Source organism: Streptomyces sp. NBC_00669, assembly GCF_036226785.1.
GTDB lineage: Bacteria > Actinomycetota > Actinomycetes > Streptomycetales > Streptomycetaceae > Actinacidiphila.
The window spans coordinates 1-26,174 of record NZ_CP109018.1; the positions used below are offsets into that span (position 1 = coordinate 1).

The 26,174-nt window shown below is 72.0% G+C and carries 20 protein-coding genes and 3 pseudogenes; 13 read left to right on the forward strand and 10 right to left on the reverse strand.

The window, feature by feature from the left end:
- Positions 1-369: 369 nt before the first annotated feature.
- Complete coding sequence (locus tag OG896_RS00005) at positions 370-1,026, reverse strand: vitamin K epoxide reductase family protein (RefSeq protein WP_329361104.1); 657 nt, start codon at positions 1,024-1,026, stop codon at positions 370-372.
- A 303-nt stretch (positions 1,027-1,329) separates the two neighbouring features.
- Between OG896_RS00005 and OG896_RS00010 the strand changes: the two genes are divergently transcribed.
- Positions 1,330-3,846 (forward strand): DEAD/DEAH box helicase, encoded by a 2,517-nt coding sequence (locus OG896_RS00010; protein ID WP_329361106.1) that lies wholly within the window; start codon positions 1,330-1,332, stop codon positions 3,844-3,846.
- A gap of 232 nt (positions 3,847-4,078) precedes the next feature.
- Here OG896_RS00010 and OG896_RS00015 read toward each other — a convergent pair whose 3' ends face one another.
- The 7 genes from OG896_RS00015 to OG896_RS00045 all read right to left on the reverse strand — a co-directional run bounded on the left by OG896_RS00015 (position 4,079) and on the right by OG896_RS00045 (position 12,134).
- Complete coding sequence (locus OG896_RS00015) at positions 4,079-5,236, reverse strand: glycosyltransferase family 4 protein (protein ID WP_329361108.1); 1,158 nt, start codon at positions 5,234-5,236, stop codon at positions 4,079-4,081.
- A 460-nt stretch (positions 5,237-5,696) separates the two neighbouring features.
- Complete coding sequence (locus OG896_RS00020) at positions 5,697-6,677, reverse strand: NAD-dependent epimerase/dehydratase family protein (protein WP_329361110.1); 981 nt, start codon at positions 6,675-6,677, stop codon at positions 5,697-5,699.
- A 28-nt stretch (positions 6,678-6,705) separates the two neighbouring features.
- Positions 6,706-7,908, reverse strand: coding sequence for a glycosyltransferase family 4 protein (locus OG896_RS00025; RefSeq protein WP_329361112.1), 1,203 nt, complete (start codon positions 7,906-7,908; stop codon positions 6,706-6,708).
- Between the two features lie 180 nt (positions 7,909-8,088).
- The gene (locus OG896_RS00030) at positions 8,089-9,276 is read right to left on the reverse strand and encodes a cytochrome P450 (RefSeq protein WP_329361114.1); all 1,188 of its coding nucleotides are present in this window, start codon (positions 9,274-9,276) and stop codon (positions 8,089-8,091) included.
- Positions 9,277-9,335: 59 nt separating this feature from the next.
- A complete protein-coding gene (locus OG896_RS00035; RefSeq protein ID WP_329361116.1) occupies positions 9,336-10,070 on the reverse strand; it encodes a class I SAM-dependent DNA methyltransferase in 735 nt (244 codons plus the stop codon).
- 7 nt (positions 10,071-10,077) lie between these two features.
- Positions 10,078-11,190, reverse strand: a complete 1,113-nt coding sequence (locus OG896_RS00040) for a YcaO-like family protein (RefSeq protein WP_329361118.1) — start codon at positions 11,188-11,190, stop codon at positions 10,078-10,080.
- Positions 11,187-12,134 (reverse strand): aKG-HExxH-type peptide beta-hydroxylase, encoded by a 948-nt coding sequence (locus OG896_RS00045; protein WP_329361120.1) that lies wholly within the window; start codon positions 12,132-12,134, stop codon positions 11,187-11,189. Before OG896_RS00045 ends, OG896_RS00040 begins: the two co-directional genes overlap by 4 nt.
- Positions 12,135-12,832: 698 nt before the next feature.
- On the opposite strand from OG896_RS00045, the gene OG896_RS00050 reads away from it, so the two are divergent.
- From OG896_RS00050 to OG896_RS00085, 9 genes and pseudogenes are all read left to right on the forward strand, one after another.
- Positions 12,833-13,075, forward strand: a complete 243-nt coding sequence (locus tag OG896_RS00050; protein ID WP_329361122.1) for a ferredoxin — start codon at positions 12,833-12,835, stop codon at positions 13,073-13,075.
- Positions 13,076-13,086: 11 nt separating this feature from the next.
- Positions 13,087-13,299 (forward strand): annotated as a pseudogene (locus OG896_RS00055) (DUF6192 family protein); the annotation flags it as partial.
- A 5-nt stretch (positions 13,300-13,304) separates the two neighbouring features.
- Positions 13,305-13,454, forward strand: a pseudogene (locus OG896_RS00060) (RacP protein); the annotation flags it as partial.
- Positions 13,437-13,967: pseudogene (locus OG896_RS00065) on the forward strand (IS5 family transposase); the annotation flags it as partial. The pseudogenes OG896_RS00060 and OG896_RS00065, both read left to right, overlap by 18 nt.
- A 278-nt stretch (positions 13,968-14,245) precedes the next feature.
- Positions 14,246-14,845, forward strand: a complete 600-nt coding sequence (locus OG896_RS00070) for a GNAT family N-acetyltransferase (RefSeq protein WP_329361124.1) — start codon at positions 14,246-14,248, stop codon at positions 14,843-14,845.
- Positions 14,846-15,373: 528 nt separating this feature from the next.
- Positions 15,374-15,517 carry a putative leader peptide gene (locus tag OG896_RS40375; protein ID WP_402451611.1) on the forward strand — a complete coding sequence of 48 codons (144 nt, stop codon included), beginning with the start codon at positions 15,374-15,376 and terminating at the stop codon, positions 15,515-15,517.
- A gap of 241 nt (positions 15,518-15,758) precedes the next feature.
- Complete coding sequence (locus OG896_RS00075; protein WP_329361126.1) at positions 15,759-16,631, forward strand: DUF1684 domain-containing protein; 873 nt, start codon at positions 15,759-15,761, stop codon at positions 16,629-16,631.
- Entirely contained in the window at positions 16,615-17,739 is a 1,125-nt protein-coding gene (locus OG896_RS00080; RefSeq protein ID WP_329361128.1) for an LLM class flavin-dependent oxidoreductase, read from the forward strand. The genes OG896_RS00075 and OG896_RS00080 overlap by 17 nt, the downstream gene beginning before the upstream one ends.
- A gap of 10 nt (positions 17,740-17,749) precedes the next feature.
- Positions 17,750-19,099, forward strand: coding sequence for an NtaA/DmoA family FMN-dependent monooxygenase (locus OG896_RS00085; protein WP_329361130.1), 1,350 nt, complete (start codon positions 17,750-17,752; stop codon positions 19,097-19,099).
- Between the two features lie 510 nt (positions 19,100-19,609).
- On the opposite strand, the gene OG896_RS00090 is transcribed toward OG896_RS00085, so the two are convergent.
- Entirely contained in the window at positions 19,610-20,098 is a 489-nt protein-coding gene (locus OG896_RS00090) for a TetR/AcrR family transcriptional regulator (protein WP_329373582.1), read from the reverse strand.
- 183 nt (positions 20,099-20,281) lie between these two features.
- On the opposite strand from OG896_RS00090, the gene OG896_RS00095 reads away from it, so the two are divergent.
- The 3 genes from OG896_RS00095 (at position 20,282) to OG896_RS00105 (ending at position 24,164) form a co-directional block, all read left to right on the forward strand.
- Positions 20,282-21,724 (forward strand): aldehyde dehydrogenase, encoded by a 1,443-nt coding sequence (locus tag OG896_RS00095; RefSeq protein WP_329361133.1) that lies wholly within the window; start codon positions 20,282-20,284, stop codon positions 21,722-21,724.
- 131 nt (positions 21,725-21,855) lie between these two features.
- Complete coding sequence (locus tag OG896_RS00100; protein ID WP_443056888.1) at positions 21,856-23,343, forward strand: MDR family MFS transporter; 1,488 nt, start codon at positions 21,856-21,858, stop codon at positions 23,341-23,343.
- Positions 23,344-23,447: 104 nt separating this feature from the next.
- Positions 23,448-24,164, forward strand: coding sequence for an RNA polymerase sigma factor (locus OG896_RS00105; RefSeq protein ID WP_329361137.1), 717 nt, complete (start codon positions 23,448-23,450; stop codon positions 24,162-24,164).
- 403 nt (positions 24,165-24,567) lie between these two features.
- On the opposite strand, the gene OG896_RS00110 is transcribed toward OG896_RS00105, so the two are convergent.
- Positions 24,568-25,848, reverse strand: coding sequence for an alpha/beta hydrolase (locus tag OG896_RS00110; protein WP_329361139.1), 1,281 nt, complete (start codon positions 25,846-25,848; stop codon positions 24,568-24,570).
- Between the last annotated feature and the right edge of the window lie 326 nt (positions 25,849-26,174).

Sequence of the window (26,174 nt, forward strand, 5' to 3'; positions counted from 1 at the left end):
GCTGCGCGCTGTGCAAACGAACCACCTCGCTTCGCTCGGTGGTTGACGCCTCGCTTCGCTCAGCGTGACCGCGCTCCGCGCGGTCTGCTCGCGCTCCGCGCGAGCCAATCCCTCCGCTGTGCTCCAGGATTGGCGAACCGTCAGGGGACCTGCTCCGCAGTCCCCCTGACGGTTGCTCGGCCCTCGCTCCGCTCCGGCCGGCGGGACGCTCCGCGCCCCACAACCGGTGCAGCAACAGATGTACACGGCGGACAACAAGCAAGCTGGCTAGGGGAAATGCGGGGGCGGTGCTCCGGCGAGAGCGGGGGAACTGCGTACTGGGTTGACTGGGACAGCTGGGCCGGCATGGCCGGAGGGACCATCGCCTGATTAGATGACTGTTTTCCAGTAGTACCAAAAGTGCGTCAGGATCAGCGTTGCGATCACCGCGTACCAGACCACCGGCACCACCCAGTGGAACTTCAACACCGCTGCTCGCACGGTGCCCGGCGCCTTGATCAGACCGTGCCTGATGTTGTGCACGGCCGTGTACCAGAAGATCAGGATGGTGACGACCCAGGCGAGGCAGCACCACAGGCAGACCGCGTGGATGTTGTAGATCGTCTGGTACTGGAGCCAGCTGATGAAGCAGACGCCGAACAAGCCGCCGGCCTGCAGGCCGTACCAGAACCACGGCTTGTAGCCGCGACCGCCGGCAAGCACACCCATGGCGACGCAGATCACCACGCCGTACGCGACCAGGCCCATGATCGGGTTCTGGAAACCGAAGGCATGCGCCTGACTGCTCCTCAACGCCCTGCACGCGATGACCGGGCTGGAACTGCACGACAGGTGGTCGTGATGAAGGTCGACCGCGTGCTGCAGCAAAGCGAACTTGCCGTTGGCGAGGGCGAAAGAGGCGAGCAGTCCCAGCGCACCCGCTGTCAGCAGCAACCAGGTGAACGCCTTGGTCGGCACGATCCTGCCCTGCTCCTGTAGCTCGTCACCACCGTCCGCTCGCACCTGGTCCAACGCGGAAGTCGTCATGGGAGTCCACCCTCTCCAAAGTCCAGGAACCCATTGTTCAGGCAGAAGCCAGCCGGCCGCTCCCACTCACCGAAACAACAGCCCCACCTCACAAGCAGGCACCGGCGGATGGTCGAGGCGGTCGAGTAGGCACAGGCAGAGTCCGGACTGGACAGCGAACAGCGGCGGTGACCGTTCCATCGACGGGGCCGCCCCAGGAGTGCGTCAAATTATTCTGTGCGATAGTCTCTGGACTCAGTCCCCGCCCCCGGAGCACACCCGCACGGGGCAGGGCATCGTCCCGGGATAGGGAGCTTCACCACCATGGTGGCGGTAGTCAAAGACGGAGCTGAAACCACGGTTGCGGAAATGGACCCGCTTCCACATCAGATCGAGGCATCCGACGCGGCGGTACGGAAACTCGAACTGCTGCCGGGCCAGAGAATGCCTGCGCAGGGGCTTCGGACACAGGTCATTGCCGCGACCGGTTCAGGAAAGACGTTCATGGCGGTACTGACCGCCCGGAAACTGCGGGCGGGCCGAGTCCTGGTGCTCGTGCCCACCCTGGATCTGCTGGGGCAGATGGCAGCAGCGTGGCGAGCCGGCGGGCGTACGGGGCCGTTCTACGGGGTGTGCTCGCTGCGGGCGCAGGAGGCGCAGGGGCTGGCGGCGTGCACGACGGACGTGGACGAGCTGGTGGCGTGGACGCGGGGGTTGGAGCAGGTGACGGTGTTCGCCACGTACGCCTCGGTGGGGCTCGGGATGCTCCAGCGGGCGCATGCGGCGGGGTTGGCCGGCTGGTCGCTGGTGGTCGTCGATGAGGCGCACCGGACCAGCGGGAGGGGTTCAAAGCCGTGGGCGGCGATTCACGACAACCTGCGGATCCCGGCTGACCGGCGGTTGTACATGACCGCGACCCCGCGGGTGTGGGATGCCCCGGATGCCGAGGAAGGCGCCGGCGGCGCTCCGGTGCTGCTAGCGAGCATGGAAGACGACCCCGACGGGTGGTTCGGGTCGGTGGCGTACAAGCTGACGCTCTCCCAAGCCCGCAACCTCGGGCTGGTCGCCGCCTGGCAGGTGGTGTGCGTCGACGTCACCGACCCCGAGCTCCAGGCGGCCGCGCTGCTCGGTGTCGAGGCCCGCTCGGACCACGTACGCGGTTCCCGGCTCGCTGCCCTGCAGACCGCCGCGGTGAAGACCGCCGCCGAGCGCGGCCTGCGCAGGATGCTCACCTTCCACTACCGGACCAGCGAGGCCGAAGCGATGGCAGCCGGGGTGCCGGCCGTGGCCCGCCGCCTCTGGGAGGACGACCCGGAGACCTACCCCGAGCCGGAGCGGGTGTGGGCGGACTGGCTGTGCGGGGAACACAAGCCGGGGCACCGCCGGGCCACGCTGGCCACGTTCGGCGACCCGGTCGGTGAACGGCACGACGGAGACCTGGTCCCGATGCGCCTGCGGCTGCTCAGCTCCGTTCGGATTCTCGGGGAAGGCGTCGACACCCCCGGTTGTGACTCTGTGTTCTTCGGGGACGTACGCGGATCGGCCGTCGACATCCTCCAGATCGTTGGCCGGGCGCTGCGCATGAATCCCGGAGAGGGCAAGGTAGCGAGCTTGGTAGTGCCGGTTTTCCTCGGCAAGGGCGAGGACCCGGACGCCATGCTGACGTCCAAGGGCTATGCGTCGTTGGCGCGGATTTTGGCTGCGCTTCGTAGTCACGACACCGACACCATCGAGCAGCTGGCCGAGCAGCAGGCCACCAGCCGGGCGCAGAAGCCCACCGTGGCGGAGCTCGCGGCCTCGGGCCGGAGGGAAGGAGAAGGCGGGCTGTCGGCTCCTGCACAGGGTCTCCTGTCCTTCTCCACACCGCGCGATCCGGCCGTCCTGGCGCAGTTCATGAACCTCAGGGTCCTCCGCCCGGAGCATGCTTACTGGCGGCGGGGAATCCAGGCCGCCAGTAAGTACGCGAAGGAGAACGGGGATCTGAGAGTCCCCTACGCTTTCACGACTCCGGAGGACTGGCAGCCCGCCGGTTTTCCTCTCGGAACGTGGATCGCGGACCAGCGCAGGTTTTTCAACGCCGAGGAGCTGAAGCCCGCGCGGGCCCAGGAACTCGAGGACCTGGGCATGATCTGGTCGCACTGGGACGTCGCCTTCGCCGAAGGACTGTCAGCAGCGCAAGGGTGGGCGGCCGAACACGGCCACCTCCTCCCACCCACCCCGGCAGTCTGGAACGGCTTCCCCATCGGCGTCTGGATGAAGAACCAACGCACCTACGGCCGCAAAGCCGCGCAGATCCAGGAGCGGCGCGAGGCCGGCCTGCCCGTCGGCTCCACCACCGGGGCACTGACCGAAGAACGCCGCGACGCCCTGGAGGCCATCGACCCGTCCTGGTGCCCGACCTGGCCCGTCACCTGGCAACGCTGCTACAAACTGTGCCAGGACCTCATCGAAGCCCGCACCCCGCTGCCCACCGCGCCCGGGCAGATGACCTTGCAGGGCGAGGACCTCGGGGCTTGGGTGCAGGCGCAGCGGCTCGGCTGGGAGCAACTGCTGCCCGCGCAGGTCTGGATGCTGGAGAACATGCTCCGCTTGTCCCCCGCAGCGCCTGACGAGCGGCCACAAGCGCCCCGTACACAGGCCGACAGATGGGTCACGAACATCCGCGCCGCCAAGGAGTTCCACACCCGCGAAGGCCACCTCCACGTCCCCAGGAAGCACCTCGAAATCGTCGACGGGGTCCCGTACAAGCTCGGCACCTTCATCGACAACACCCGCCGCAGAGCCGACAAGCTGGCGCCCGAACGCCGGGCGGAACTCGACGCGCTCGACATGCGCTGGTGAGCAGCAGCGCGGCTCGGTGAAGGGCCGGGCTCTCCGACTGTGGTCACGCGATCCATCGGCCGTACCCTCCAACTGTGACGCACAGGGGCAGCGCGGACCTGCCGCAACGACCGTTGCTCAGCGGGAGGAAGGGCCGCAGCCGGTCCCACTCGGCATCCGTCAGATCTCCCCGCCCCAGGTCCACATCAACGACCCGTGGACGGAGTAGTCACACGATCGGCCGGACAAGTCCTTAAAGCGCCTCGCTCCCCCCGGGTCCGAGGCCGGGGGCGCCGGGCAGGCCGGGCAGGCCCGCGAGCACGCGGTTGGCGCGGTGGCGCCAGGTGTACCGCCCCAGGGCCTGGCGCCGGGCCTCGGCGCCGAGGGCGCGCCGCAGGGGTTCGTCGGCGAGCAGTTCGAGGAGCGCGTCCGCCCAGGCCGCCGGCTCCGCGGGCGGTCGCAGCAGGCAGTTGACCCGATCTTGGAGGACCTCGCGCAGGATCGGCAGGTCGGAGGCGATCACCGCAAGGCCCTGGGCCATGTACTCGAACACCTTCATCGGAGAGGCCCAGCGGCCGGTCTCGCCGAGCCCGTCCGCGGTGTAGACCTTCGTCTGGTACGGGGCCAGCACGACATCGAAGAGCGGGTAGTAGGACCATACGGCGCCGGGCGGCCGGTGCCCGTGGAAGTGCGCGTTGGCGGGGCGGGGGCGCCCGCCCCAGCGCGCAAGGTCCTCGGGGGTGCCGCCGACCAGGTGGAAGTCTAGGCCCGGCAGCCGGTGGGCCAGTTCGAGGATGAGCTCGATGCCGCGCCCTTCGTACAGGTGGCCGACGTAGCCGATCCGGGGCACGTCCGGGCGTCCCGGCAGCGCCGGAGTATCCGCGGGGGACGCGGGCGGGTCGGCGCCCTCGGGGGCGACGACGATCGGCGGGAGGCCCTCGTCGCCGTAGGCGGCCCGGTAGGCGTGGGCGAGGGCGTGCGTGATCACCACGAGCCGGGCGGGCGAGCCGGACTTGAGCAGGCGCGCCTCGATGCCCAGGGTGTTCGGGTCGTCCCGCAGGCGGTGGGTCTCGTACACCAGCGGCGCGACGCCGACCGCGGCCGTGAGGGCGTACAGGTCGTGGCCGTAGACCAGGTCGGGGGTGTCCGGGCCGGTGAGCAGGCCGCGCACGCGGGCGGCGCGTATCCGGTAGCCGGCCGGGGTCCAGTCGGGGCCGGACACCCACCGGATGTGGAAGCGGGGCCGGACCCCGTAGTAGGCGTGCGGGTCGTCGACGGTGAAGGTGCCCGCCGTGGTGTAGAGGGTGACCTCGTGGCCGCCTTGCGCGAACGCGTCGCACATGCGCATGGCGTGGACGCTGTTGGCGTACAGCGACGGGACGCTTCCGGGGTGCAGGTAGGCGATGCGCACGGCCGGCCTACCCCTGTCCCGCCGGCCGGGCGGGCCTGCGGCGGCCGGCACCAATCCCGGCGGCCGGTTCGTGGCACGTGATGTCCGTTGCGTCCATGGGCGTCTCCTCGCGGTGGGCCAAGACGGGCGGGCGGTGTCGCGCGAGTCCTCACGGGGACCTGCCGGGCGCCGCCTCGGGCGGGGCGCGCTTGACCCGGACGGCCGGGACCGGGAGGCGGTCGGGTACCGCGGACCGGCCGCTCCCCACGGCGGCGGCCAGGAGGTCGGCACGTCGGCACGCCGGCACCGGCCCGAGCACGCATCATCATCGCGTGCGCCCTTGCGCGTTCCAAGAGCCGCGTTTCGGCCTGGCGCACGGCCCACTCCCCCGGTCGCCCCGACGGGGTCCGGCGACGCTGCAGGCGGCAGCGCGGGCGCCGGAGTTGTCGGCGGGCGTGCTGACCGCCGGGGAACCCGGCCTTCAAAGGCGCAGCGAGTCGGCGGTGAGGTGGGCAAGTTGCCGGGAGATGCCCTGGCGGAGGGTGGTGCGCGGCGCCCAGCCCAGCAGTTCCGCCGCGCGTGACCGGTCGGCGAGGGTGGTGTCCACGTCGCCCGCCTGGGCGGGCAGGCGGGTGACGGGCACCGCGTGGCCGGTCAACTCCTCGACGGTGGACAGGACTTCGGCCACGCTGGTGCTGACGCCGGCGCCGACGTTCAGGACGCTCGTGCCGACGGGGCGGGTCGCGGCCGCGACGGCGGCGCGGACGATGTCGCCGACGTAGGTGAAGTCGCGGGAGTTGCCGCCGTCCCCGTACAGGGTCAGCTCCGGGCCGCCCAGGGCCGCCGTCAGTGCCCGGCCGATGAGCATGTCGGGGCGTTGGCGGGGGCCGTAGACGGTGAAGAACCGCAGCACCACTGCGGTGAGCGTGGAGGCGGCCTGGTCCGCGTGGGCCAGGCAGAGCTGTTCTCCGGCGAGTTTGCTGACCGCGTAGGGGGACTCGGGGTGGGGTGCGGTCGTCTCGTGGGTGGCTCCGGCGCTGCTGCCGTAGACGCTGGAGGAGGAGGCGTAGACGAGGCGGGGAACGCGGGCTTCCTCGCAGGCCGACAGCACGCGTTCGGTGGCGAAGACGTTGCATGACGTGTATTCACCGAACTGCTCGCCCCACGAGCCGCGTACTCCGGGCAGCGCGGCGAGGTGGAAGACGGCGTGGGAGTGCCGGAACAGGGCGGTGAGCGGACAGGTCCGCAGGTCGGCGGTGACCAGGGAGAAGCGGGGGTGCTTGAGGGCGCGGCTCAGACGTGCCGTCGTCGCCGGGTCGCTGTCCGGGGCGCGGCGGTCCACGCCGACGACCGTGTTCCCGTTCGTCAGAAGGGCCTCGACGAGGTGCGAGCCGATGAAGCCCGCGGCCCCCGTGACGACGACTCTGGTCGGTGCCGGCCGCTGATCGTTCCCGTGGCGCACGGAATCCTCCCTGGACGCGTAGAGCGGATCAGTCGTTGACGGCTGCGGTGTCCGCCGTGTGGAGGCCCTCGGCCGGCGTAGGGGCTTTGCGTGTCGCCGGTGTTCCGAGGCCGCCCGTCCCCCGTGGTGCGAGGTCGGCGAGGACCAGGTCGGCGCGGCGGCGCCAGGTGTAGTGCTGGAGGAACTGCCGCCTGGCCTCCTCGCCGAGTGAGGCGCGCAGTAGCGGGTCGGCGATCAGTTCGGTGAGGGCGTCGGCCCATGCCTGCGGCGCGTCGGACGGGCGGAGCAGGCAGTTGACGCGGTCCTGGAGCACCTCGCGCAGGACCGGGAGGTCGGAGGCGACGATGGCGCGGCCGTGCGCCATGTACTCGAACAGCTTCATCGGGGAGGTCCAGCGGCCGATCTCGTCGATCCTGCCCCAGGTGTAGACCTTCGGCTGGTGAGGGGCGAGGACGACGTCGAACAGGGGGAAGTACCGGTGGAGTTCGGAGGGCGGCTGGTGCCCGTGGAAGTACAGGTTGGGGTGCGGGCAGGACTCCTGCCAGCGGGCCTGGTCCTCGGTGGTGCCGCCGACCAGGTGGAAGTCGAAGGCGGCCAGCCGCCCGGCGAGATCGATGATCAGGTCGATGCCGCGCCCGTCGTAGAGGTGGCCGACGTAGCCGATCGTCGGCGCGTCGGGGCGTCCCGGCAGCGGGGCGGTCGCCGTGGCGGCGGCCGGGGGGTCGGCGCAGTCGGGGGCGACGTGGATCGGCAGCGTGCCCAGTTCCGGGTAGGCCGCTTGGAGATCGTGCGCGAGCGCGCGGGTGACGACCACGACCCGCGCCAGCCGCGGGTGGCTGAGCAGGGCTCTTTCGAAGCCGGCGGGCAGGTCCCGGCGCAGCTGGTGGACCTCGTAGACGAACGGGGCCAGGTCGGCGGTGACGGCGAGGGTGTGCGGGTCCCGGGAGTAGAGGAGGTCGGGGACGGCGTCACCGGTGAGCAGGTCTCTGATGTCCTGTCCGCGCCGGCGGTAGCCGTCCTGGGTGTAGTCGGGGGCGGGGACCAGCCGGATCGGGAAGCGGTGGCGGACGCCGTAGTACGTGTAGGGGTCCTGGTCGGTGTAGGTGCCCGGCAGGGAGTACAGGGTGACGTCGTGTCCGGCGTCGGTGAACGCGTCACACATGCGCATGACGTGGACGCCGTTGGCGAAGAACGAGGGGATGCTGCCGCCGTGCAGGTACGCGATGCGCATGGTTCCTACTCTCTGCTCTCGTGGAGCCGGTCGGCCGGCGTCGCCGCGGCCGGTCGGGAACGCTTCCCGCGGCCGGTCGGAAACGCTTCCCGCGGCCCCGAGGTGGACGGCGGGCCGGGCCGGGTCCGGTGGGGAACCGGGTCCTGCTGGAGGAGGGCGGCAGTCGGGCCGCCGCCCGGCTCACCAGCGCACCGGCAGGGTCCGCGGGGACCGGGTGATCTGGCCGCGCTTCCACTGCGGGGGGCCTGCCGCGCGCAGGGTCGGAAGGCGCCGTACCAGAGCCGCGAGGGCCTCCTGGAGCTGGACTCGGGCGAGTTGTGCCCCGACGCAGAAGTGCGCGCCATGTCCGAAGGCCAGGTGGGCGGGCGCGGCCCGGGTCAGGTCGAGCAGGTCGGGTGCGGGGTAGACGTCCTCGTCGTGGTTGGCCGAGGAGGTCAGCGCGATCACCGCTTCGCCCGCCGGGATCTCCACCCCGCTCAGCGACACGGCCTTGGTGGTCACCCGCAGGTTCGCCCCGACGGTGGCCTGTGCGTACCGCAGGAGCTCCTCGACGGCGTCGGCGACCCGGTGCGGTTCGCGGACGAGCAGGTCGTAGCGCTCCGGCCGGTCGAGCAGCAGGTGGATCAGGCCGGCGAGGCGGTCGGCGGTGGTGCCGTAGCCGCCGGCGAGCAGGACCACGCAGAACGAGATCAGCTCGCCCTGGCTCAGCCGGTCGCCCGCGTCCCGGGCGGCGATGAGCGCGCTGAGCAGGTCGTCGCCGGGGTGGGCGCGTTTGGCGGTGACGAGCCGGGCCAGGTAGCCGGTCATGTCGTCGACCGCCGCCGTGACCTCGGCGTCCGGCATCGCGGTGAGGCTGCGCAGCGCGTCGTTCCACGCGTCGAGCCGGTCGCCGTCGACACGGGGCGTCCCCAGCAGGTCGCAGATCACGGTCAGCGGCAGCGGCCGGGTGAAGCCCGCGACGGCGTCGGCGGGACACGGCCGTCGTTCCAGGTCCGCCAGCAGTTCCTGGGCCAGCAGCGCGATGGCGCCGCGCATCGCCTCCGCCCGGCGTCCGCCGAGGGCGGGTGCGACGAGCCGGCGCAGCCGGGAGTGGTCGGGCGGGTCGGCGGCAAGGATCGAGTCGGGCAGGGTGGTCGTGCGGGCGTACCGCGGTCCCGTGCCCCGGGTCGCCCGTGCCCGGCTGAAGCACGGCTCGGCCAGCACCCGGCGCACGTCCGCGTGCCGGGTCACCAGCCACGCGGTGTCCCCGCTGGGCATCCGGACCCGGACGACGGGGGCGCTGTGGCGCAGTTCGGCGAACTCGGGCACGGGGTCGAGGCCGTCCCGGTGCGGGAAGGGGAACTCCCTGAGCTGTTCCGGCTGGTCCATCGGGGCCTCCGTCGACGCGTCACAGGGTGGCCGTCCTGGTCGGCGCGCTGGTCGTGGGGTCAGGGGCGTTCGTAGACGGACACGTGGTAGGTGCTGTCTGCCGTGAAGGGCGCCCGGGTCCAGCCGCCCCAGCGCTCCTTGAGCCGAAGTCCCGCCTGAGCGGCCATCAGGTCCAGCTCCCCGTGTCCCGCGTAGCGGAACGCGACGCGCAGCTGCCGGGTGCGTCCGCCTTCGTGGATGACGTAGTACGAGTGGTAGCGCTGCGCCGCGGTGTCGAGCCTGCGGTGGCACAGCACCAGGAGGTCCTCCCCCTCGGCGACGATCTCCGTTCCGGCCGCCGCCAGCGCCTCGGGCACGTGGGCGTCGAGCACGAACAGGCCGCCCGGTGCCAGACGTGCCGCCGCGTTCCGGAAGCAGCGGACCTGGCAGGCCTGGTCGGGCAGTTCCGCGAAGGTGCCGCCGGCCAGATAGACCAGGCTGAAGTTGCCGTCGACGGGTACGTCGGCGAAATCGCCGACGGTCACCGGGACACCCTCGCCGCCGGGTTTGGCGCGCAGCCGGCGCAGCATCGCCTCGGACCCTTCGACGCCGTGCACCGCGAGACCGCGTGCCCGCAGCGGCAGGGCGACTCGGCCGGTACCGACGCCGAGTTCGAGGACCGGCCCGCGACCGGCGAGGGCGGCGAGCGCGTCGACGGTCGCCCCGGTGATCCCCGGTTTGCCGAACCAGCGGTCGTAGTCGTCGGGGATGTCGGCGGCGTAGCCGGGGCTCGGCCGCGCGGGGTCGGGGGGCATGGGGCTCCTAGCCGAAGGGGTGGGGGTGCCCGGGGCCTGTGCCGGACGGCAGCGGGCTGGTTCCGGGGGCCAGCACGCGGACCACCCTGACCCCGGCGTCACGGGCGGTCGCCGAGGTGCTGTCGACCAGGGCGACGTCCTGGCCGGTGTGGGCGGCGAGCACATCGAGCGGGTCCGGTGTCCCGCCGTGCGCGGGCGGAGCCACGGCGGACAACGGGCCCACGTTCCACAGCCCCAGGCTGTCCTGGCGGTGGAAGGCCCACAGCGCGTGCTGGACGGCGGTCGCCGGCGGTGTCGTCCCGTGCCAGCGTGCCCAGGTCGTGCGGGCCACGGGGGTCCGTATGCTCCAACGGACCATCAGCGCCTCGTAGGCCGCTTTCTCGGCGAGCGACGCGACGGTGTCCGCCGGTCCGCAGCGTGCCCCGAACGCCTGGCCGGTGCCGTCCGGCCGGTGCAGGCACACCACGACGCAGGCCGTGGCGGGCGGAGCGGGGAGAGCGAAGGCCGTCGTGGTCAGTGCCCGGTCCTGGAGGTGGGCGGTGAGAGCCGGCGGGGGGTCGAACGGTATCCGGTGCGGTGGCCGGTCCGTGAGCCGGTACCAGCTGCGCCGCACGAGGTCCCGTTCGAGTACCTCCCATGCCGCGTGGCGTATCGCGGCCCGCCGGTCGGGGTGGGCCGCGATACCGGTGGAGCCGGCCGTCCGGGCCGCGTCGCAGCCGGCCGGGGGCCGGTGCTGGAGGAAGGCCGCGCCCGCCGGGACGCACACCTGCGCGCCGTCCGCGGTCCGGCCGCGCACCCACAGCCGACGGGTGTCCGCGCCCGGGTACGGTTCGAGGACGGGTATCCCCTTGCGGCGCAGTTCCGCAACGCTGCCCACCAGTTCGGCGGCGGCCTCGGCCGCGCGCCCGGCCATCACGTTGCCGAGCCGCTCCAGCAGCTCACCTCGCGCGCTGACGGCGACCTGGTCGCGCTCGTGGCCCGCGGCGCTGCCGACGAGGACCGGCGCACCTCCTGCGGCGCTGGTGCTGTCGAACGCGGCGGAGCGGGCCGCCACCCGCGCGAACAGCAGGTCGGGCCGGCGCGGGTAGGGCGCGAACACCTGGGGGGTCCAGGGCGTCACCTGTCCGCTCCGATGAGCGTGCCGCACTCGGCGAGCAGCCGTTTCCCGTCGTCCGTGAGCTGGTCGGCGTGCGCGTTCAGGGTGTCCACGGCCTGGTGGGCTCCGCGCAGGAGCGTTGCGCGCCGGGAGTCGACGGCTGGGTCAGCGCCGGTGAGCCGCAGGTAGAACTCCACGCTGCGGGCCAGCACCACCGTCTGCTGGAACAGGCCGGTGAGCGGCCGGGGGTCGGCCCGCAACGGGGTCTCGACGAGCAACTCGCCGGCGCGGCCGGTGCCGTCGGCGTCCTGTGCCTGGTCTCCCGTCTCCAGGAACGGGGTTGTCAGGGCGGCGGCGTTGCACCGGGTGTGGGTGCCCTCGTGTACCAGTGCCTCGGCGAACCGCACGTGGCCGGGCAGTCCGGCGGCGCTGTCCGTCAGCCGGGCCCGGTGGATCAGGACGGCGCCGTGGACGGTGAAGTCGGTGAACCCGTTGATCGCCTCGCCGTCGAGCAGCGCGATCTCGGTGACTGTCTCCCGTACCTCGGCGGCGGCTTCCGGCCAGACGCGGGTGAGCAGGCCGAGTGCCCGCGCCAGCGAGGCGCGCTCGCGTTCGTCCCACACGGTGAGGACGGCGGTGACCGACTGTCCGTCGGCGCCCTGCCGCGCCGGGATGGCGCGCAGCGCCCGGGTCACGCTCCGGTCCAGATGGTCCTGCGGGTCGGCAGGGCCGAAGGCGGCAGGCGGCACCCGCTCCAGCCGCGCGGCCAGACGGCTGTGCTGCTCCGGCCTCAACGGGCCCGACCGCAGCGCGTGTTGAGCGAGGTGGGCGACCTCGGCCGCCGCCGGATGGCGCAACGCTTCCGGCGCCGGCCGCGTCAGCTCCGCCCGTTCCAGTACGCGCCGCAGGCGCCGCAGCACCTGGGTCCGCTCGTGGACGGCCTCCTGGGCATCCGGTTCGACGCGCATGCACCCTCTTCCAGGTCCTCGGCAGCGATGTGCGGCGGGCCCGGGAAGGCCCGCCGCGGAGACGCGATGTGCGGACGTACCGTCAGGACTCGTCGCCCGAGGGAATGTCGACCAACAGCGCAAGCTCGGGCAGGTCTTCGTCCGTGAGCTGCTCGATTTCCTCGTTCATGGAGGATTCCTTTCACCTCACCGGCCCTACCGTGCTCGGTCGGGTTCACCGGCCGGATCATCATCAGGGCAGAAACCGGCAATGCCAACAGCCGAGGGGGAAATGCAGCGGATATCAGGACACCGGCACACCGTCCCGAACGCGCTCGTCGGCACCGTCGCGGATCGTGTCGAGCGGCCGGTCCACCGGCGGCCCCGGACGGGCCCCGCCCCGGCCGCATATTCCGCCTGTGCAGGGGCAAAGAGGACGCGGGAGAGGGGCAGACGCGTCCGCCATCAGCCGCACGAGGCGCCCAGCGGCGGACCGGTCCCGGCCACGAAGCCAGTTCTCACGCAGGCTGAAGATGGCTGATTGCGACGGCCTTTCGCCCGGGAATTGTGCCGGGTAGTTTGAGGCGGCGCCTCCTCGCACCGCACCGGCACCATTCCGCCTGCGCGCGCAGGGAATTGCATATGCCTTCGGAAAGAGAATTTCCGGAGGCTCGGGAGGTGCGGCGGGGCAACAGCGCGGGCGGACAGAGAGGAAACGCATGGCGGACGACTGGACGGTCGAGGTCGACAGCCGTCGCTGCATCGGTTCGGGCGTGTGCGCGAGCACCGCTCCCGGCCGGTTCGCACTCGGCAGCACCGGCAGATCACAACCGACCGCGACCAGCGTCGCTCCCGAAGAGCGCGTGCTGGACGCCGCGTTCACCTGCCCGGTGGAGGCCATCTCGGTCATCGACCGGAGTACGGGGCAGAGCCTCTTCCCCGAGGAGCGGAGGATGCCGTGAAACCGGCGCATGCGATGTCGGACGACACCGCCCGTCACCAGGTCAATCACGCCCAGGTCGAGCGGGGTCGGCAGGCCCGCGAGCACTTCGAGGACTCCAGCCCCGTCGCTCCGGCGGTGAAGAATATTGACCGGTCGGTGGAGTTCCTGGACCTGGTCACCGCCTGCCACGCGTTCGTCGCCGCGGCCGGCCGGGCCGTCCCCGGGATGCGCGACCGGCAGCTCGGTGCGCCGAACCCGCCGAGCTCCAGGCATACGAGGTCTCGGTCATCCGCGGCAAGCTCACCGAGATCCGCCGGTTCATCACCGGGACCGTCGCCCCCCACGCCGTGCTGCAACCCAAAAGCCGGTGGGTCAGGCACCTGAACACCCAGCTCAGCGACGGATGGGCCCTGATCGAGCCCCTGCTGCCGGTCCCGGCATGGGAGACCCCGGCCGGCGGCCGTCCGGAGAAGCACCCGCGCCGGGAGATCGTGGACGCGATCCGCTACGTGGTTGATACCGGATGCAAGTGGCGGGCCCTGCCCAAGGACTTCCCGCCCTGGCGCACGTGTTACGGCTTCATGGCCCGCTGGGCCGCCGCCGGCGTCATCGGACAGATCCGTGACCAGCTCCGCAAACGCATCCGCCGCGAGATGGGCCGGGCGCCCGGGGCGGTGGCCACCGTCATCGACTCACAGTCGATCAAGGCCGCCGAGACCGTCGGCAAGGACTCCCCCGGCTACGACGCCGGGAAGAAAATCAACGGCCGCAAACGGCATCTGGTCGTGGACACCAAAGGCCTGCCGCTGTTCGTGATGGTCACCCCCGCCAACATGACCGACCGCAACGCGGCCAAAGAGGTGCTGTTCCGGCTGCGGCTGATGCACCCCGAAATCACCATCGTCTGGGCCGCGATCACCCTCATGACCAGGCGCATCACCCGTCGGAGCTCCCGCAGAAGCGGACAGCCGGCCTCCCGCGAAGCCCAACGGGACTGATCATCCTCATCACGGTGCCCACCGTGTTGATCATCACCTCCCGGGGTCGGGTACGAACTGCGATCCTGTTTGCTGCCGGTGCGGCGAAGGATCTCCGTTCAGACGCCTGTTGTGAGGGCCCTCTGGACAGGGGACCGACCGTGTGCGGCAGGGTGGGAACGGTGCTTGGCAGTGATGACAGGGGGCTGGACATGGCTGAAGTGACGCGCTTTTGGACGGGTGAGCGGGTGCGCTTGCGGGGCGTGGAGCCTGAGGACTGGGAGCAGTTGGCCGCGTTCGAGCTGGAAGCGGAGACGCAGCGAAACGGCGAGCGGCTGATGCTGCCGATCTCCGCTGCCGCGGCCCGCAAGCGCATTCAGGACCAGAGCGAGAAGGGGCCGAGCCGCACGGAGGACGAGTACTTCCTGATCATCGAGGCGCTGGACAGCGGCGACCTGGTGGGCGCCATCGTACTGAACGACTGTGACCGGCTGAACGGCAACTTCCACTACGGCATCCACCTGGGTGCCGCATACCAGCGACGGGGCTACGCGTCAGAAGCCATGCGGCTGGTCCTGTCATTCATGTTCGGAGAACGGCGGTATCACCGCTGTTACGCCGAGGTCTACGCGGGCAACGCGGGGTCGTTGGCCCTCCAGCACAAGCTCGGTTTCACTGCAGAGGGCGTACAGCGTGAGCACGTGTTCCAGGCGGGCGGATATCGGGACATCCACCGCTTCGGTCTCCTCGCGAGCGAGTTCGAGAAGCATGAGAAAGCTGCAGGCCGCGATCCGTACTTCGTCACCGCCTAAGACCGTCAGCGGGACCGCCGACCTCCCACGAGCCCAGCGATGCTGATCGCCTTCAACACGGTGTCCGCCGTGTTGACCATCTCCTCGCCGGATTCCTGGCTCCAGTTCCCACTCTGCCACCGCCGACATCGGGCTGTCCCGGAGTCACTGCCCCTCGCGGCGAGCGAGATGGGTTGAATCACCACCATTCAATTCAGCGGGTTGGAAGAAACCCCAGCCCGGTTCGAAAACAGGCACTACCGGTGTGCGTACGGCTGCCAGGACACGGCCGGCGGGTCGTCCCCGGGCCCGCGCGGCGCAACTCACGTTTCCCGCGCCCGCCGATCGGCCTCCCCACCTCCGGGGGCGGAGGTGGGTGGGGATTGTGTTCGACCGTACGGCGGAGTTACGGTGCTCGCAGGTCATGAGCGTCAGCAGTGGGAACCCGGCCGGGCTGTCCGGCAACGGCTCCCCACCGTACGGCTTGTGAGGGATCGTCAGGGGCGCGTGTCCGGCAGGCGCGCGCCGAGAGGACGGGGAGGCGGAGCGGTGCGGGAAACCAGTGCGCGCTCGGTCGCCACGTACTCCCGGCGGCACATCGACCTCCAACGCGTCGCCGGCGCCATGTGTCCGGGCGCACCCGAGGCCATGGCGGGCCCGTATGCCGCCTCTCTGCCCCGCACGGTCGGCTAGCTCCACTCGACCCCGGCCCGCCGCCACCACGGTGAGGACCGGCCAGGAACACGCCCCCGTGCTGTCCGCCGCCCGCAGCGGCCACTGATCCGCCGATCCGTACCGGCACGCCGACACCGAGAGCGCTGTCGCACGCGCGGCACCGACACCTGCCCCGGTACCGCGCCCGGCCACAGCCCGGAACCCGCGAGCACCCCGCACCTCCACCCCGGATGACACACGCCCGGCCCAAGGAGCCGAAATGACCGCACAAGCCGAAGAGACCGACCGCGCGAGCTTCGCCCGGGAGTGGGAGGAGTGGCACGCCGCACACGAGCGGGTGCTCGCCGACCCGCACGGCTTCCTCGCCATCACCAGCCTGCGCTGGCTGGACGCGACCCCCACCCGCTTCCCGGACGCGCCCGGCGCATGGTCGAGCACCCATGACGGCGTGGTGGTGGAACTGGACGACGGCGAGGAACTGACCCTCGACGGCCAAGTGCTGCGCGGCCGCCACGACTTCGGGGTGATCGCCGAGCGCGGCGGCCTGTTCCCCGCCGCCGGGGACGCGGTGATCGAGGTCGCCAAGCGCGGCGGCCACGACATCCTGCGCCCCCGCCACCCCGACAACGCCCTGCTGACCGCCTTCACCGGCACCCCCGCCTACGCCCCCGACCCGCGCTGGGCCCGCACCGGCCGCTACCTGCCGTTCGACACCCCGCGCCCGACGACCGTCGGCGCCGTCGTCGAGGGCCTCCAGCACGTCTACGACGCCCCGGGCGAGGTCGAGTTCGCACTGGACGGCACCACCCACCGGCTGACCGCCTTCAACGGCCGGACCCCCGGCAGCCTGCTCGTCCTGTTCACCGACGCCACCTCGGGGGTGACCACGTACGCGGCGAACCGCTCGCTGTCGCTGGCCGCGCCCGACGCCGACGGCACCGTGCTGGTCGACTTCAACCGGGCCGCCAACCTGCCCTGCGCCTACACCGACCTGGCCACCTGCCCGCTGCCGCCGGCCGAGAACCGGCTACCGGTGGCGATCGAGGCCGGCGAGAAGACCCCGACCACCCCGAAGACCACGAACCGGTCCGTCCCGGCTCAGGAGGCCGCACACCGTGACCACCAGCACTGACCCCGCGCACCGCACCCTGCACCTGGCTCTGGAGACCGACGGCGCCGGCGCCCACCCCGCCGCCGGGCACGAGCTGTCCGACACCTCCCACCCGACCGACCCGCCGGACCGTGGGGTCGGCCCGGGCGGGCTGCGCCGCACCGTCACCGCCGCCGAGACCGCCGGCTTCACGCTCGTCACCTTCGCCGACGAGCCACTGCCACCGGACCGCGGCGGATGGCGTCTGGAGGCCGGCACCCGCGCCGCGTTCGTCGCCACCCTCACCGACCGCATCGGCCTGGCCCCGACGCTGCACACCACCGTCACCGAGCCGTTCCACCTGGCCACCCAGCTCGCCGCCCTGGACCACGCCAGCCGCGGCCGGGCCGCCTGGGTGGTCGGCGCGGCGAACGGGCCCGACGCCCAGGCCACGGTCGGGGCGGTCCCGCTGGACGACCAGGCGCTGCGCCGCGAGATCGCCGACGTCATCGACACCGCCCGGGCGCTGTGGGACTCCTGGGAGGACGACGCCGTCATCAAGGACGTGCCCACCGGCCGCTTCCTGGACTGGCGCAAGGTCCATCACGTCGACTTCGAGGGTGCCCGCTTCACCGTCAAGGGCCCGCTGATCACGCCCCGGCCGCCGCAGGGCCAGGTCGTCGTGCTCGCACCCGCCGGCTCGGGAGCTGACAGCCGGGCGGACATCGCGCTGGTCACGGCACCGGACGCCGAGGGTGTCGCGGCGTCCGCGGCGGCGGCCCGGCAGGCCGGCGCACCCCTGGTGTTCGCCGAGCTGGAGGTGGCACTCGACGCCGCCGTGCCGGCCGCGGAACGGCTCGCCCGGCTGGCGGAGGCGGCGCCCTGGCCACCGGCCGGGCGGCTGCGCCACGTCGGCTCGCCGACCGAACTGACCGGCCTGCTCGGCGAACTGGCCGCCAGCGTCGACGGGGTACGGCTGCATCCCGCGGTGCTCGGCACCGACCTGCCCGTGATCACCGCGCAGGTGCTGCCGGCCCTGGCCGCGGGCGGGCTGCACCGGCCGCCGCGCCCCGGCGCCACCCTGCGCGACACCCTGGGCCTGCCGCGCCCGGCCAACCGGTTCGCCGCCACGGCGACCACGACCTCCTGAGGTGACCCTCGTGCCGGAACCCGAACCCGCCACCGCCACCCCCGACCACGACCCGAACGCGCAGGTACACCTCGGTGTCTTCTTCACCGGCGTGGGCCCGCAACTCATCTGGACCGACCCGGACTCCCCCTCGCACACCGCCATCGAGACATTCGTCGAGGTGGCCAAGCTGCTCGAACGCGGCCTGTTCGACGCCTTCTTCCTCGGCGAGGGACTACGCGTCCGGGAAAACCAGGGCCGGATCTTCGACCTCGACATCGCCGGACGCCCGGACGCCATCACCCAGTTGTCCGCGCTGGCCGGCGCGACCAGCCGGATCGGCCTGGTCGCCACCCAGAACACCACCTACAACTACCCGGCCGACCTCGCCCGGCGGCTGGCCAGCCTCGACCTGCTGTCCGGCGGCCGGGCCGGCTGGAACATCGTCACCACCGACAACGCCTGGACCGGCGCGAACTTCCGGCACGGCGGCTGGCTGGACCACGAGCGCCGCTACGAGCGGGCCACCGGCTTCGTCGAGGCCGCGAAAGCACTGTGGTCCGCGGCGGACAGCGGCCCGGACGAGTCCGGTACGGGCCGGCCCGTGGTCCGGGACACCGACCTGGTCAGGCTCCGGGCACACGCGACCGTGCCGGCCAGTCCGCAGGGCCGGCCGGTGCTCTTCCAGGCCGGTGACTCCGACGGCGGCCGCGAACTGGCCGCCGCCCACGCCGACGTGGTGTTCTCCGCCAACATCGCGTACAAGAAAGCGGTGGCCTACGCCGCCGACCTGCGTGCCCGGCTGCTCCGGCACGGCCGGCCGGCCGACGCGGTGCGCATCCTGCCCGGCGCGCAGGTGGTGGTCGGCGACACCCCGCAGGAGGCGGAGGACAAAGCCCGCTGGCTGCGGGAGGAGCAGGTGTCGCCGCCGCGGGCCATCGCCTTCCTGGAGCAGTACTGGGGCACCGACCTGTCGGCCTGGGACCCGCACGGGCCGCTGCCGGACATCGAGCCCAGCGCGGCGGAACTCGACCCGTCCCGGGGCACCATCGCGATCGAGGCCCGCACCGGGAAACTGGCCCAGATCCAGAAGTGGCGGGACCTGGCGGCCGAACGCGACCTGTCGATCGTCCAGTTGGTACGGGAGGTGTCGGCCCGCCGACCGCCCTTCGTCGGCACCGCCTCGCAGATCGCCGACGAGTGGACACACTACGTGCGCACCCGGGCGGCGGACGGCTTCAACATCGTGCCGCACCTCCTGCCGTCCTCACTGACCGACATCGTGGACAAGGTCGTGCCCGAACTGCAGGAGCGGGGCGCCTACCGCACCGCATACGAAGGCACGACACTGCGCGAGCACCTGGCACTGCCCCCGCTGTAGCGCCACACCACCGAAACCCACGACAGCACACCGGTGAACGGCCCGCGGACAACTCCCGGGCCGTTCACCGGCCCGGCACAACGGCACAGCGACACAACGGCGGACACCAGACCCGCCACCACCGGACCCACCATCACCCGCCCCCGCAGCCGGCCGCCCTGCGTTCCTCACCACCCGGACGCCCCCTCGGTCATCCACGCGACCACCCGCCGGACCCGGTTGGCCTGGGCGGCGGCCGGAGTGCCTCACCAGGTCACCGCTCTTGTGGACGCGCTCGTTGCCGCTGTCGGCACCGTCGCGGACGGGGTTGGTGACGAACGGTTCGGCGGTCGGGACGGGCTGGTTCAGGTACCCGGGCGGCAGCCCACCCGATGTGCGGTTCCGCCGCGCTGGTGCCGGTGCTCGTGCTGGTACCCGGCGCCCGTTATCGGCGGGGCTCCCCGGCGTGGCACCGCAGGGCGCGGGCACGCGGGCGGTTGACGGCCCGTGGCCCGGGCGGGGCCGCTCGTCTCACACCGCGCCGAACCCGTGCACGAGCGTGTCGACCACCGTGTCGGCGGCCTGAGCGGCGCTCAGCTCCGGCAGCCGTTCCGCGGCGAGCAGCATCAGCTGCGGCAGTACCAGGCTCGCCCAGCCGCCCGGCAGATCGGAACGCAGCAACCCCTCGTCGACGGCGCGTGCGAGAAACGTGTCGACCTCCTGGACCGACCGGTCGCGCCGGCGGCTGACCGCGTCCTCGGCCAGCATCCGGTTGAGGTCGACCGGCCACTTGCGGTTCACGCCGATGATGCCCTCGACGTAGCGGTGCAGCGCCACCGCGACGGGGGCCTCGCGCAGCCTGGCCGCCTCGATCGCCTGCTCGATGGCCTCCAGCCGGGATTCGTAGATCGCCGCGAGCAGTTCCTCGCGGGAGGTGAACCGTCGGTACACGGTACGCCGGTCGACCCCGGCCTCTGCCGCGATCGCGGCGATGCTCGCACCTGGATCGGTGGCGAGCATGCGCGCTCCGGTGGTCAGGACGGCTTCCAGGTTGCGTACTGCGTCGGCTCTCACACGGCTCACCTTATGCCCCAACGAGGAATCTGATCCAACTAACGCCTCACTCTTGCGAACTAACAAGATACAAGTGCTACAGTCGAGTGACAGATAACGAGCGATGCCTTCACCGACTGGAGTACCCCCATGATCATTTACGATCGCCTCTTCATCGCTGGCTCCTGGGCCGAGCCGAGCGACCCGGAGCTGCTCGACATCCTGTCCCCGCACGACCGGGCGGTCCTGGGCCGCGCCGCGCAGGCCCAGCCGGCCGACGTGGACCGCGCGGTGGCCGCTGCCCGTACCGCCTTCGACGAGGGCTCCTGGCCCCGGAAGTCGCCGGTCGAGCGCATCGCGATCCTGCGCCGGCTCAACGCGCTGCGCGAGGAGAACGCCGAGAAGATCGCCACTCTGATGTCCGCCGAGAACGGCTCGGCCCGATGGTTCACGCGGGCCGGTCAGGCCGGGCTCACCCGGCAGGCCGACTCGTACCTCAAGGCCGCCGAGGAACTGGGCTGGGAGGAGATCGTGGCGCCCACCGACCCCGCCTCCACCGTGCGCAGCGTGGTGCGCCGCGAGCCGATCGGCGTGGTGGCCGCCGTCATCCCGTGGAACTCGCCGTTCTCCTCGGCGATGGCCAAGATCATCCCCGCGCTGCTGGCCGGCAACACGGTCGTTCTCAAGGTCTCTCCGGAGAACTCGCTGAGCATGGGCTTCCTTGCCGAGCTGCTACAGCAGGCCAAGGTGCCCGAGGGCGTGATCAGCGTGCTGCCCGCCGACCGGGAGACCAGCGAGTACCTGGTCTCGCACCGGGACGTGGACAAGATCGCGTTCACCGGCTCGACCGGGGCCGGCCGCCGGATCGCCTCGATCGCCGGGCAGCAGCTCAAGCGGGTCAGCCTGGAGCTGGGCGGCAAGTCCGCCGCCGTCATCCTGCCCGACGCCGACGTGCACAAGGCAGTGCAGGGGCTGAAGTTCGCCTCCCTGCTCAACAACGGCGAGGCGTGCATCGCGCAGACCCGCGTCCTCGCGCCGCGCAGCCGGTACGAGGAGGTCGTCACCGCGCTCAAGGAACTCGTGGAATCGCTCAAGGTCGGCGACCCCGACGACCCCGACACGTTCATCGGCCCGATGGTCCGCCGCGACCAGCAGCAGCGCGTGCGGGACTACATCGAGCTCGGCATCAAGGAAGGCGCCCGCCTGGTCACCGGCGGTCCGCAGATACCGGCCGGCCTGGAGAACGGCTACTACGTGACGCCGACCGTGTTCGCCGACGTCGCCAACTCGATGCGGATCGCGCAGGAGGAGATCTTCGGCCCGGTGCTGGTCGTCATCGGCTACGACGACGAGGACGACGCGGTGCGCATCGCCAACGACTCCGAGTTCGGCCTGTCCGGCGGCGTGTGGTCCGCGGACGAGGGGCACGCCCTCACCGTCGCCCGCCGCATCCGCACCGGCACGGTCACCGTCAACGGCGCCTCGATCGGCTACGACGGGCCCTTCGGCGGCTTCAAGGCCAGCGGGATCGGCCGCGAGTACGGCGTCGTCGGCCTGAACCAGTACATCGAGTACAAGACCGTCACCCTGTGACCGCCTCGTGAGGCCGGCCGACCCGGTCCCGCGCCCCCCTGAACTCCCCCACCCGAACCTCCCGGAAGGCACTTCCCATGTCTGGCACAGGACCACGGGAACCACCCCGTGGACCCGGCGTCACCGCCGCCATGAGCGCGCTGATCCTGGCCGTGTTCCTCGCCTCCCTCGACTCCACCGTCGTCTCCACCGCGCTGCCCCACATCGCCGAGGACCTGCGAGGGTTCGACAACATCGCGTGGGTCAGCGCCGCCTACCTGCTGGCCACCACCGCGGTCACCCCGCTGTGGGGCAAGCTCGGCGACATGTTCGGGCGCAAGCGCCTGTACCTCGCGTCGACCAGCCTGTTCCTCATCGCCTCCGTGGGCTGCGGCCTGGCCCAGGACCTGCCGCAGCTCATCGGTGCCCGGGCACTGCAGGGAGTCGGCGGCGGCGGCATGATCGTGCTGACCTTCGCGCTGGTCGGCGACATCGTCAGTCCCGGTGAACGGGGCCGCTACCAGGGCATGTTCGGGTCGGTGTACGGCGTCGCCGGCATCGTCGGCCCGCTGCTGGGCGGGGTCTTCACCGACCAGCTCTCCTGGCGGTGGGCGTTCCTGATCAATCTGCCGATCGGAGTGGTGACGCTCGCGATCGCCGGCCGGGTGCTGCCGGCCGCGACCAGGAAGACGGCGGCCCGGATCGACTGCCTCGGCGCGCTGCTGCTGGCGGCGATCGCCACCGGGGTCGTGCTCGTCACCTCCTTCGGCCGGCGCTGGGGCTGGGGGTCGCCGTCGATCGTCGGCCTGATCCTCGCGACGGTCGTGCTCGCCTCGCTGGTAGTCCCGGTGGAGCGCCGCGCCGCCGCGCCCATCCTGCCGGTGCCGATGCTCACCTCCCGCACCGTGGTCCTCTCCTCGCTGATCGGTTTCGCCGCGAACGCCGCGATGTTCAGCGTCCTGCTCTACCTGCCGACCTACCTTCAGATCGTGCACGGGGTGTCGGCCACCCTGTCCGGCGTGCACATGCTGCCGCTGGTTCTGGGCCTGGTCGTCAGCCAGTCCCTGGCCGGACGCTGGTCCGCGCGGGTCGAACGGCTGCGGCTGATCCTGATCACCGGCATGGCCCTCAATGTCGCCGGGCTGCTCCTGCTGGGCACGCTGGGAACGGGAACCGGCACCGTGGTGCTCAGCCTGTACTTCGTGGTGACCGGCGTCGGCATGGGCATGGTGCCGATGGTGGTGCTGACCGCGGTGCAGAACAACGTGTCCCCGCAGGACATCGGAGCGGCGAGCGCCGTGGTCACCTTCGCCCGGTCGATCGGCGCCGCGTTCGGCGTCTCGATCTTCGGCAGCCTGCTGACAAGCGACTTCGCGCACCGGCTGCACGGCCTGCCGGTGACCGGCGGCCTCGACCCGGCCCGGCCGGACACGATCGCCGTGCTGCCGTCCGGCGTACGGCACGCCGCCCTGGAAGCGTTCGCCCGCGCCACCGGCACCGCCTTCCTGTGGCTGCTGCCGCTGGTCGCCGCCGGCACCCTGCTCACGTTCTTCCTCGCGTCCCACCGGGACACCGAGGACGGCGTGCCCGTAACCGGCGAAACCCTCCAGAGCGGTACGGACGAGGCACCGGTGGCCTGAACGGACGCCGACGGGCCGCACCGCTCACGGCTCCGCCTCCCTGAGCTGTTCCGCGACCGCACCGACCGGGTGCGGGCCCTGGCCATGGTGAAAGGGGAACGACCATGACGAAGAGGCAGCGCTCCCACGATGCGACGGGGGATGCCGGGCGGGCGTGGGACGCGGCGCTGACACAGGCCGCGCAGGGCGGCGACACCGCGGCCCTGGGAGTGCTGCTGGAGCGCCACCGCGCGGGTATGCGGGCGGTGGCGCTCAGCCTGCTGGGCCCCGGACCCGATGCCGACGACGTGATGCAGGACGCGGCTTTGGTCGCCCTGCGCCGGATCGTCGACGTCCAAGATCCTGAGGCCGTGGGCCCCTGGCTGCGGATGGTGGTGCGCAACGGCTGCCGGTCGCTGCTGCGCGCCTCACGGCGCACTCTGCCGGTCGAGCAGGTGCTGCTGCCGCCCGACGACGCCACGCCCGACCAGGTTCTGGAGCGGCAGGCGCTGTGCGACTGGCTCCGGGAGGCCGTCGAGCAGCTGCCGCCCGTGCTGCGGATGCCGGTCGTGCTGCGCTACTTCACCACCGGTGCCACCTCCTACCAGCAGATCGCCGACGCTTGCGCGATACCCGTCGGCACCGTCCGCAGCCGGCTGAGCCGCGCGCGGGCCGAACTCGCGCGGACCCTGGCAGCGACCGCGGCGTCAGCCCACGACGACTCCGCCCGGCGCACCGGGGCCGGTCGGCAGCAGGCGCACGAGGCTCTGGCCGCCACCGAGCGCGGTGACTTCCCGGCGCGGTGGTCGCCGACCGGTGGTCGCCCGAACTGGTGCTGCTGAGCGGTGGAGAGCGCCCCGGCGGGCGCTCGCTCGTGCCGGCGGGCCTCGACTCGACCTGACCGCAGGCGTCCGGCGGCGGCCGCCCGCCCCCCGGAAGCCGGCGCCGCGGCCGGCCGGCCCGATGCCTCGAAAGCCAGGACTGAGGCACGGTCGTCATTCAGGCGAGGGGTCCAGCGATGGTTCCGAACAAGCCGGCCGGCGAGCCGGGCCGCGGACCCGGGGCGTGCCGCGGCGACGACGTGCCCGTGGTGGGCGCCGGCCCGGTCGGTCGGATCTCCGCGGCCACGCAGATCCGAACGACCGACCCTGGTTCCCGCGATGCGCCCGGGCGCTCACCGAGGTGTTCCGGGCGTTCCCGGGGTTCTCGCGTTGTCGGCACCGCGGCGTGAGGGGCCCGCGGCGGTCAGGAGAGGCCGGCGGTGGTGACGTCCACCTGCGTGAGGGCCGCGTCGGGGTGCCGCGCCCCCGTCAGGACCTGGTCCTGACGGGTGTCGCCGAGGAGGTAGCGGTCGAAGAAGGCGCCGAGGTACGTGACGGCGACGCGGCGCTGCTGCGCCTCGGTCAGCTCCCTGGCCGGCGCGGCATCCTCACGGTCGGTGCACTGCCCGGGGTGTCCCTCCACCGGCGTCGCGTCGTCGGAGGCGGCCACCTGACCGCTCTGCGGCGACCACTGCGTGTTGAAGTAGTTGTGGTTCGCCCCGTGAATCGCGAATCGGTAGAAGCCGCCCCGGTCTTCCTTGGCCGCGTCGGCCGCGAACGCGAACGCCTCGCCGCCGACCTGTCCGTCGCAGGTCCCCCGGAGGACGGCGAAGGGGGTCTTGGTGATCGTGTAGGCGGACATGTCCTCCGTCATCACGTTGTAGGCGGGCGCCACCGCCGCCACCGCCCTGACGTTCACGCCCTTGGGCCACTGCCCCCGGTGGCTGTCGGCCGCCAGCCAGGTGACCCCTGCCCCGGCCCGGGAATGCCCCATGATCCCCACGTCGCCCATGTCCACGTGGTGGGCGAAGCCGACGTCCCGCCGCGCTCCGGTGTCCGGGTCGACGAACGCGCCCGCGAGCGCACCCCCGCCCTTGGAGCTGAGCTCCTGCCACAGGCGCAGGTGCTGGTTGACGAGATCCGAACGCGCGGCGGCATTGTCATCGCCCCACACGGAGGAGGCGTTGACGCCGTTGGCGCCGATCGACACCACGACGAACCCTTGGGCGGCCAGGCTGCGGCCCAGGTAGTCGTATCCGGCATCGCTGGGCAGGGCAGGTGTGCCCGCCGCACACGGCCAGGCGAACAGCTTGGCGCTGGCGGCCTCGTACGCGGCGTCGTCCCCACTGCTCTCGGCGGCTGTGCGCGCGGCGTCCGCCGCCCGGTCGGCGCAGGTCTCGTGCCAGCCGTGCAGCATCACGATCAGCGGGTGCCGCCCCCTGCCCAGATCGGCGGGGTAGTGCACCACCCCGGCCAGCTCGACCGGTTCACCGGTCTGTGGCAGGTGCCAGGCCTCGTTGCCCAGGTCGTAGCGGACCGTCCTGACGGCGCCGGACACATGCGCCGCGCTCAGCCCCGTCGCGTCGTGCGGTGCCGCGGCGCCGGCCGCGGGCGCGTACGTGAAGGCTGCCGCCGCGGCGGACAGCACCGCCGCCGACAGGCCCAGCGCGCGAGCCGAAGTCCGCCTGCGTTGGTGTCGTTTCATCGTTTCTCCCTCAGGTCCGCAGCGGGGTGGAACCTCCCGCTACTCCCTGACAGACGTGCGGGCCCGGCCTAGGTTGCGGGTCACGACGATCGAAGTCCCGCAGGCGGGAGACGGGCGGGGTGCGCCGCGGCGTCACGCACGCACGCATGCACGGACGCGCGTAAGGATCGCGCGCGGGACTGCAACCTGCCGGTGCCCCAGACGTCCTTCCCAGTGGAGGGCACTCCCTGGAAGCCCTGAACCGCCCGATACGCTACAGATTGACGCCCATGACAGAAATGACCCGCGGGGAAACCGTCCACGCCAGTACTCCGACATCCCCACGG

What these genes read in the sequence shown, in the direction of transcription:
- OG896_RS00105 (WP_329361137.1), top strand. Translation starts at nt 23,448, where the DNA reads ATGACGAAGAGGCAGCGCTCCCACGATGCGACGGGGGATGCCGGGCGG.
- OG896_RS00075 (WP_329361126.1), top strand. Translation starts at nt 15,759, where the DNA reads ATGACCGCACAAGCCGAAGAGACCGACCGCGCGAGCTTCGCCCGGGAG.
- OG896_RS00090 (WP_329373582.1), bottom strand. Translation starts at nt 20,098, where the DNA reads ATGCTCGCCACCGATCCAGGTGCGAGCATCGCCGCGATCGCGGCAGAG.
- OG896_RS00095 (WP_329361133.1), top strand. Translation starts at nt 20,282, where the DNA reads ATGATCATTTACGATCGCCTCTTCATCGCTGGCTCCTGGGCCGAGCCG.
- OG896_RS00035 (WP_329361116.1), bottom strand. Translation starts at nt 10,070, where the DNA reads ATGCCCCCCGACCCCGCGCGGCCGAGCCCCGGCTACGCCGCCGACATC.
- OG896_RS00110 (WP_329361139.1), bottom strand. Translation starts at nt 25,848, where the DNA reads ATGAAACGACACCAACGCAGGCGGACTTCGGCTCGCGCGCTGGGCCTG.
- OG896_RS00005 (WP_329361104.1), bottom strand. Translation starts at nt 1,026, where the DNA reads ATGACGACTTCCGCGTTGGACCAGGTGCGAGCGGACGGTGGTGACGAG.
- OG896_RS00025 (WP_329361112.1), bottom strand. Translation starts at nt 7,908, where the DNA reads ATGCGCATCGCGTACCTGCACGGCGGCAGCATCCCCTCGTTCTTCGCC.
- OG896_RS00045 (WP_329361120.1), bottom strand. Translation starts at nt 12,134, where the DNA reads ATGCGCGTCGAACCGGATGCCCAGGAGGCCGTCCACGAGCGGACCCAG.
- OG896_RS00070 (WP_329361124.1), top strand. Translation starts at nt 14,246, where the DNA reads ATGGCTGAAGTGACGCGCTTTTGGACGGGTGAGCGGGTGCGCTTGCGG.
- OG896_RS00030 (WP_329361114.1), bottom strand. Translation starts at nt 9,276, where the DNA reads ATGGACCAGCCGGAACAGCTCAGGGAGTTCCCCTTCCCGCACCGGGAC.
- OG896_RS00010 (WP_329361106.1), top strand. Translation starts at nt 1,330, where the DNA reads ATGGTGGCGGTAGTCAAAGACGGAGCTGAAACCACGGTTGCGGAAATG.
- OG896_RS00100 (WP_443056888.1), top strand. Translation starts at nt 21,856, where the DNA reads ATGAGCGCGCTGATCCTGGCCGTGTTCCTCGCCTCCCTCGACTCCACC.
- OG896_RS00050 (WP_329361122.1), top strand. Translation starts at nt 12,833, where the DNA reads ATGGCGGACGACTGGACGGTCGAGGTCGACAGCCGTCGCTGCATCGGT.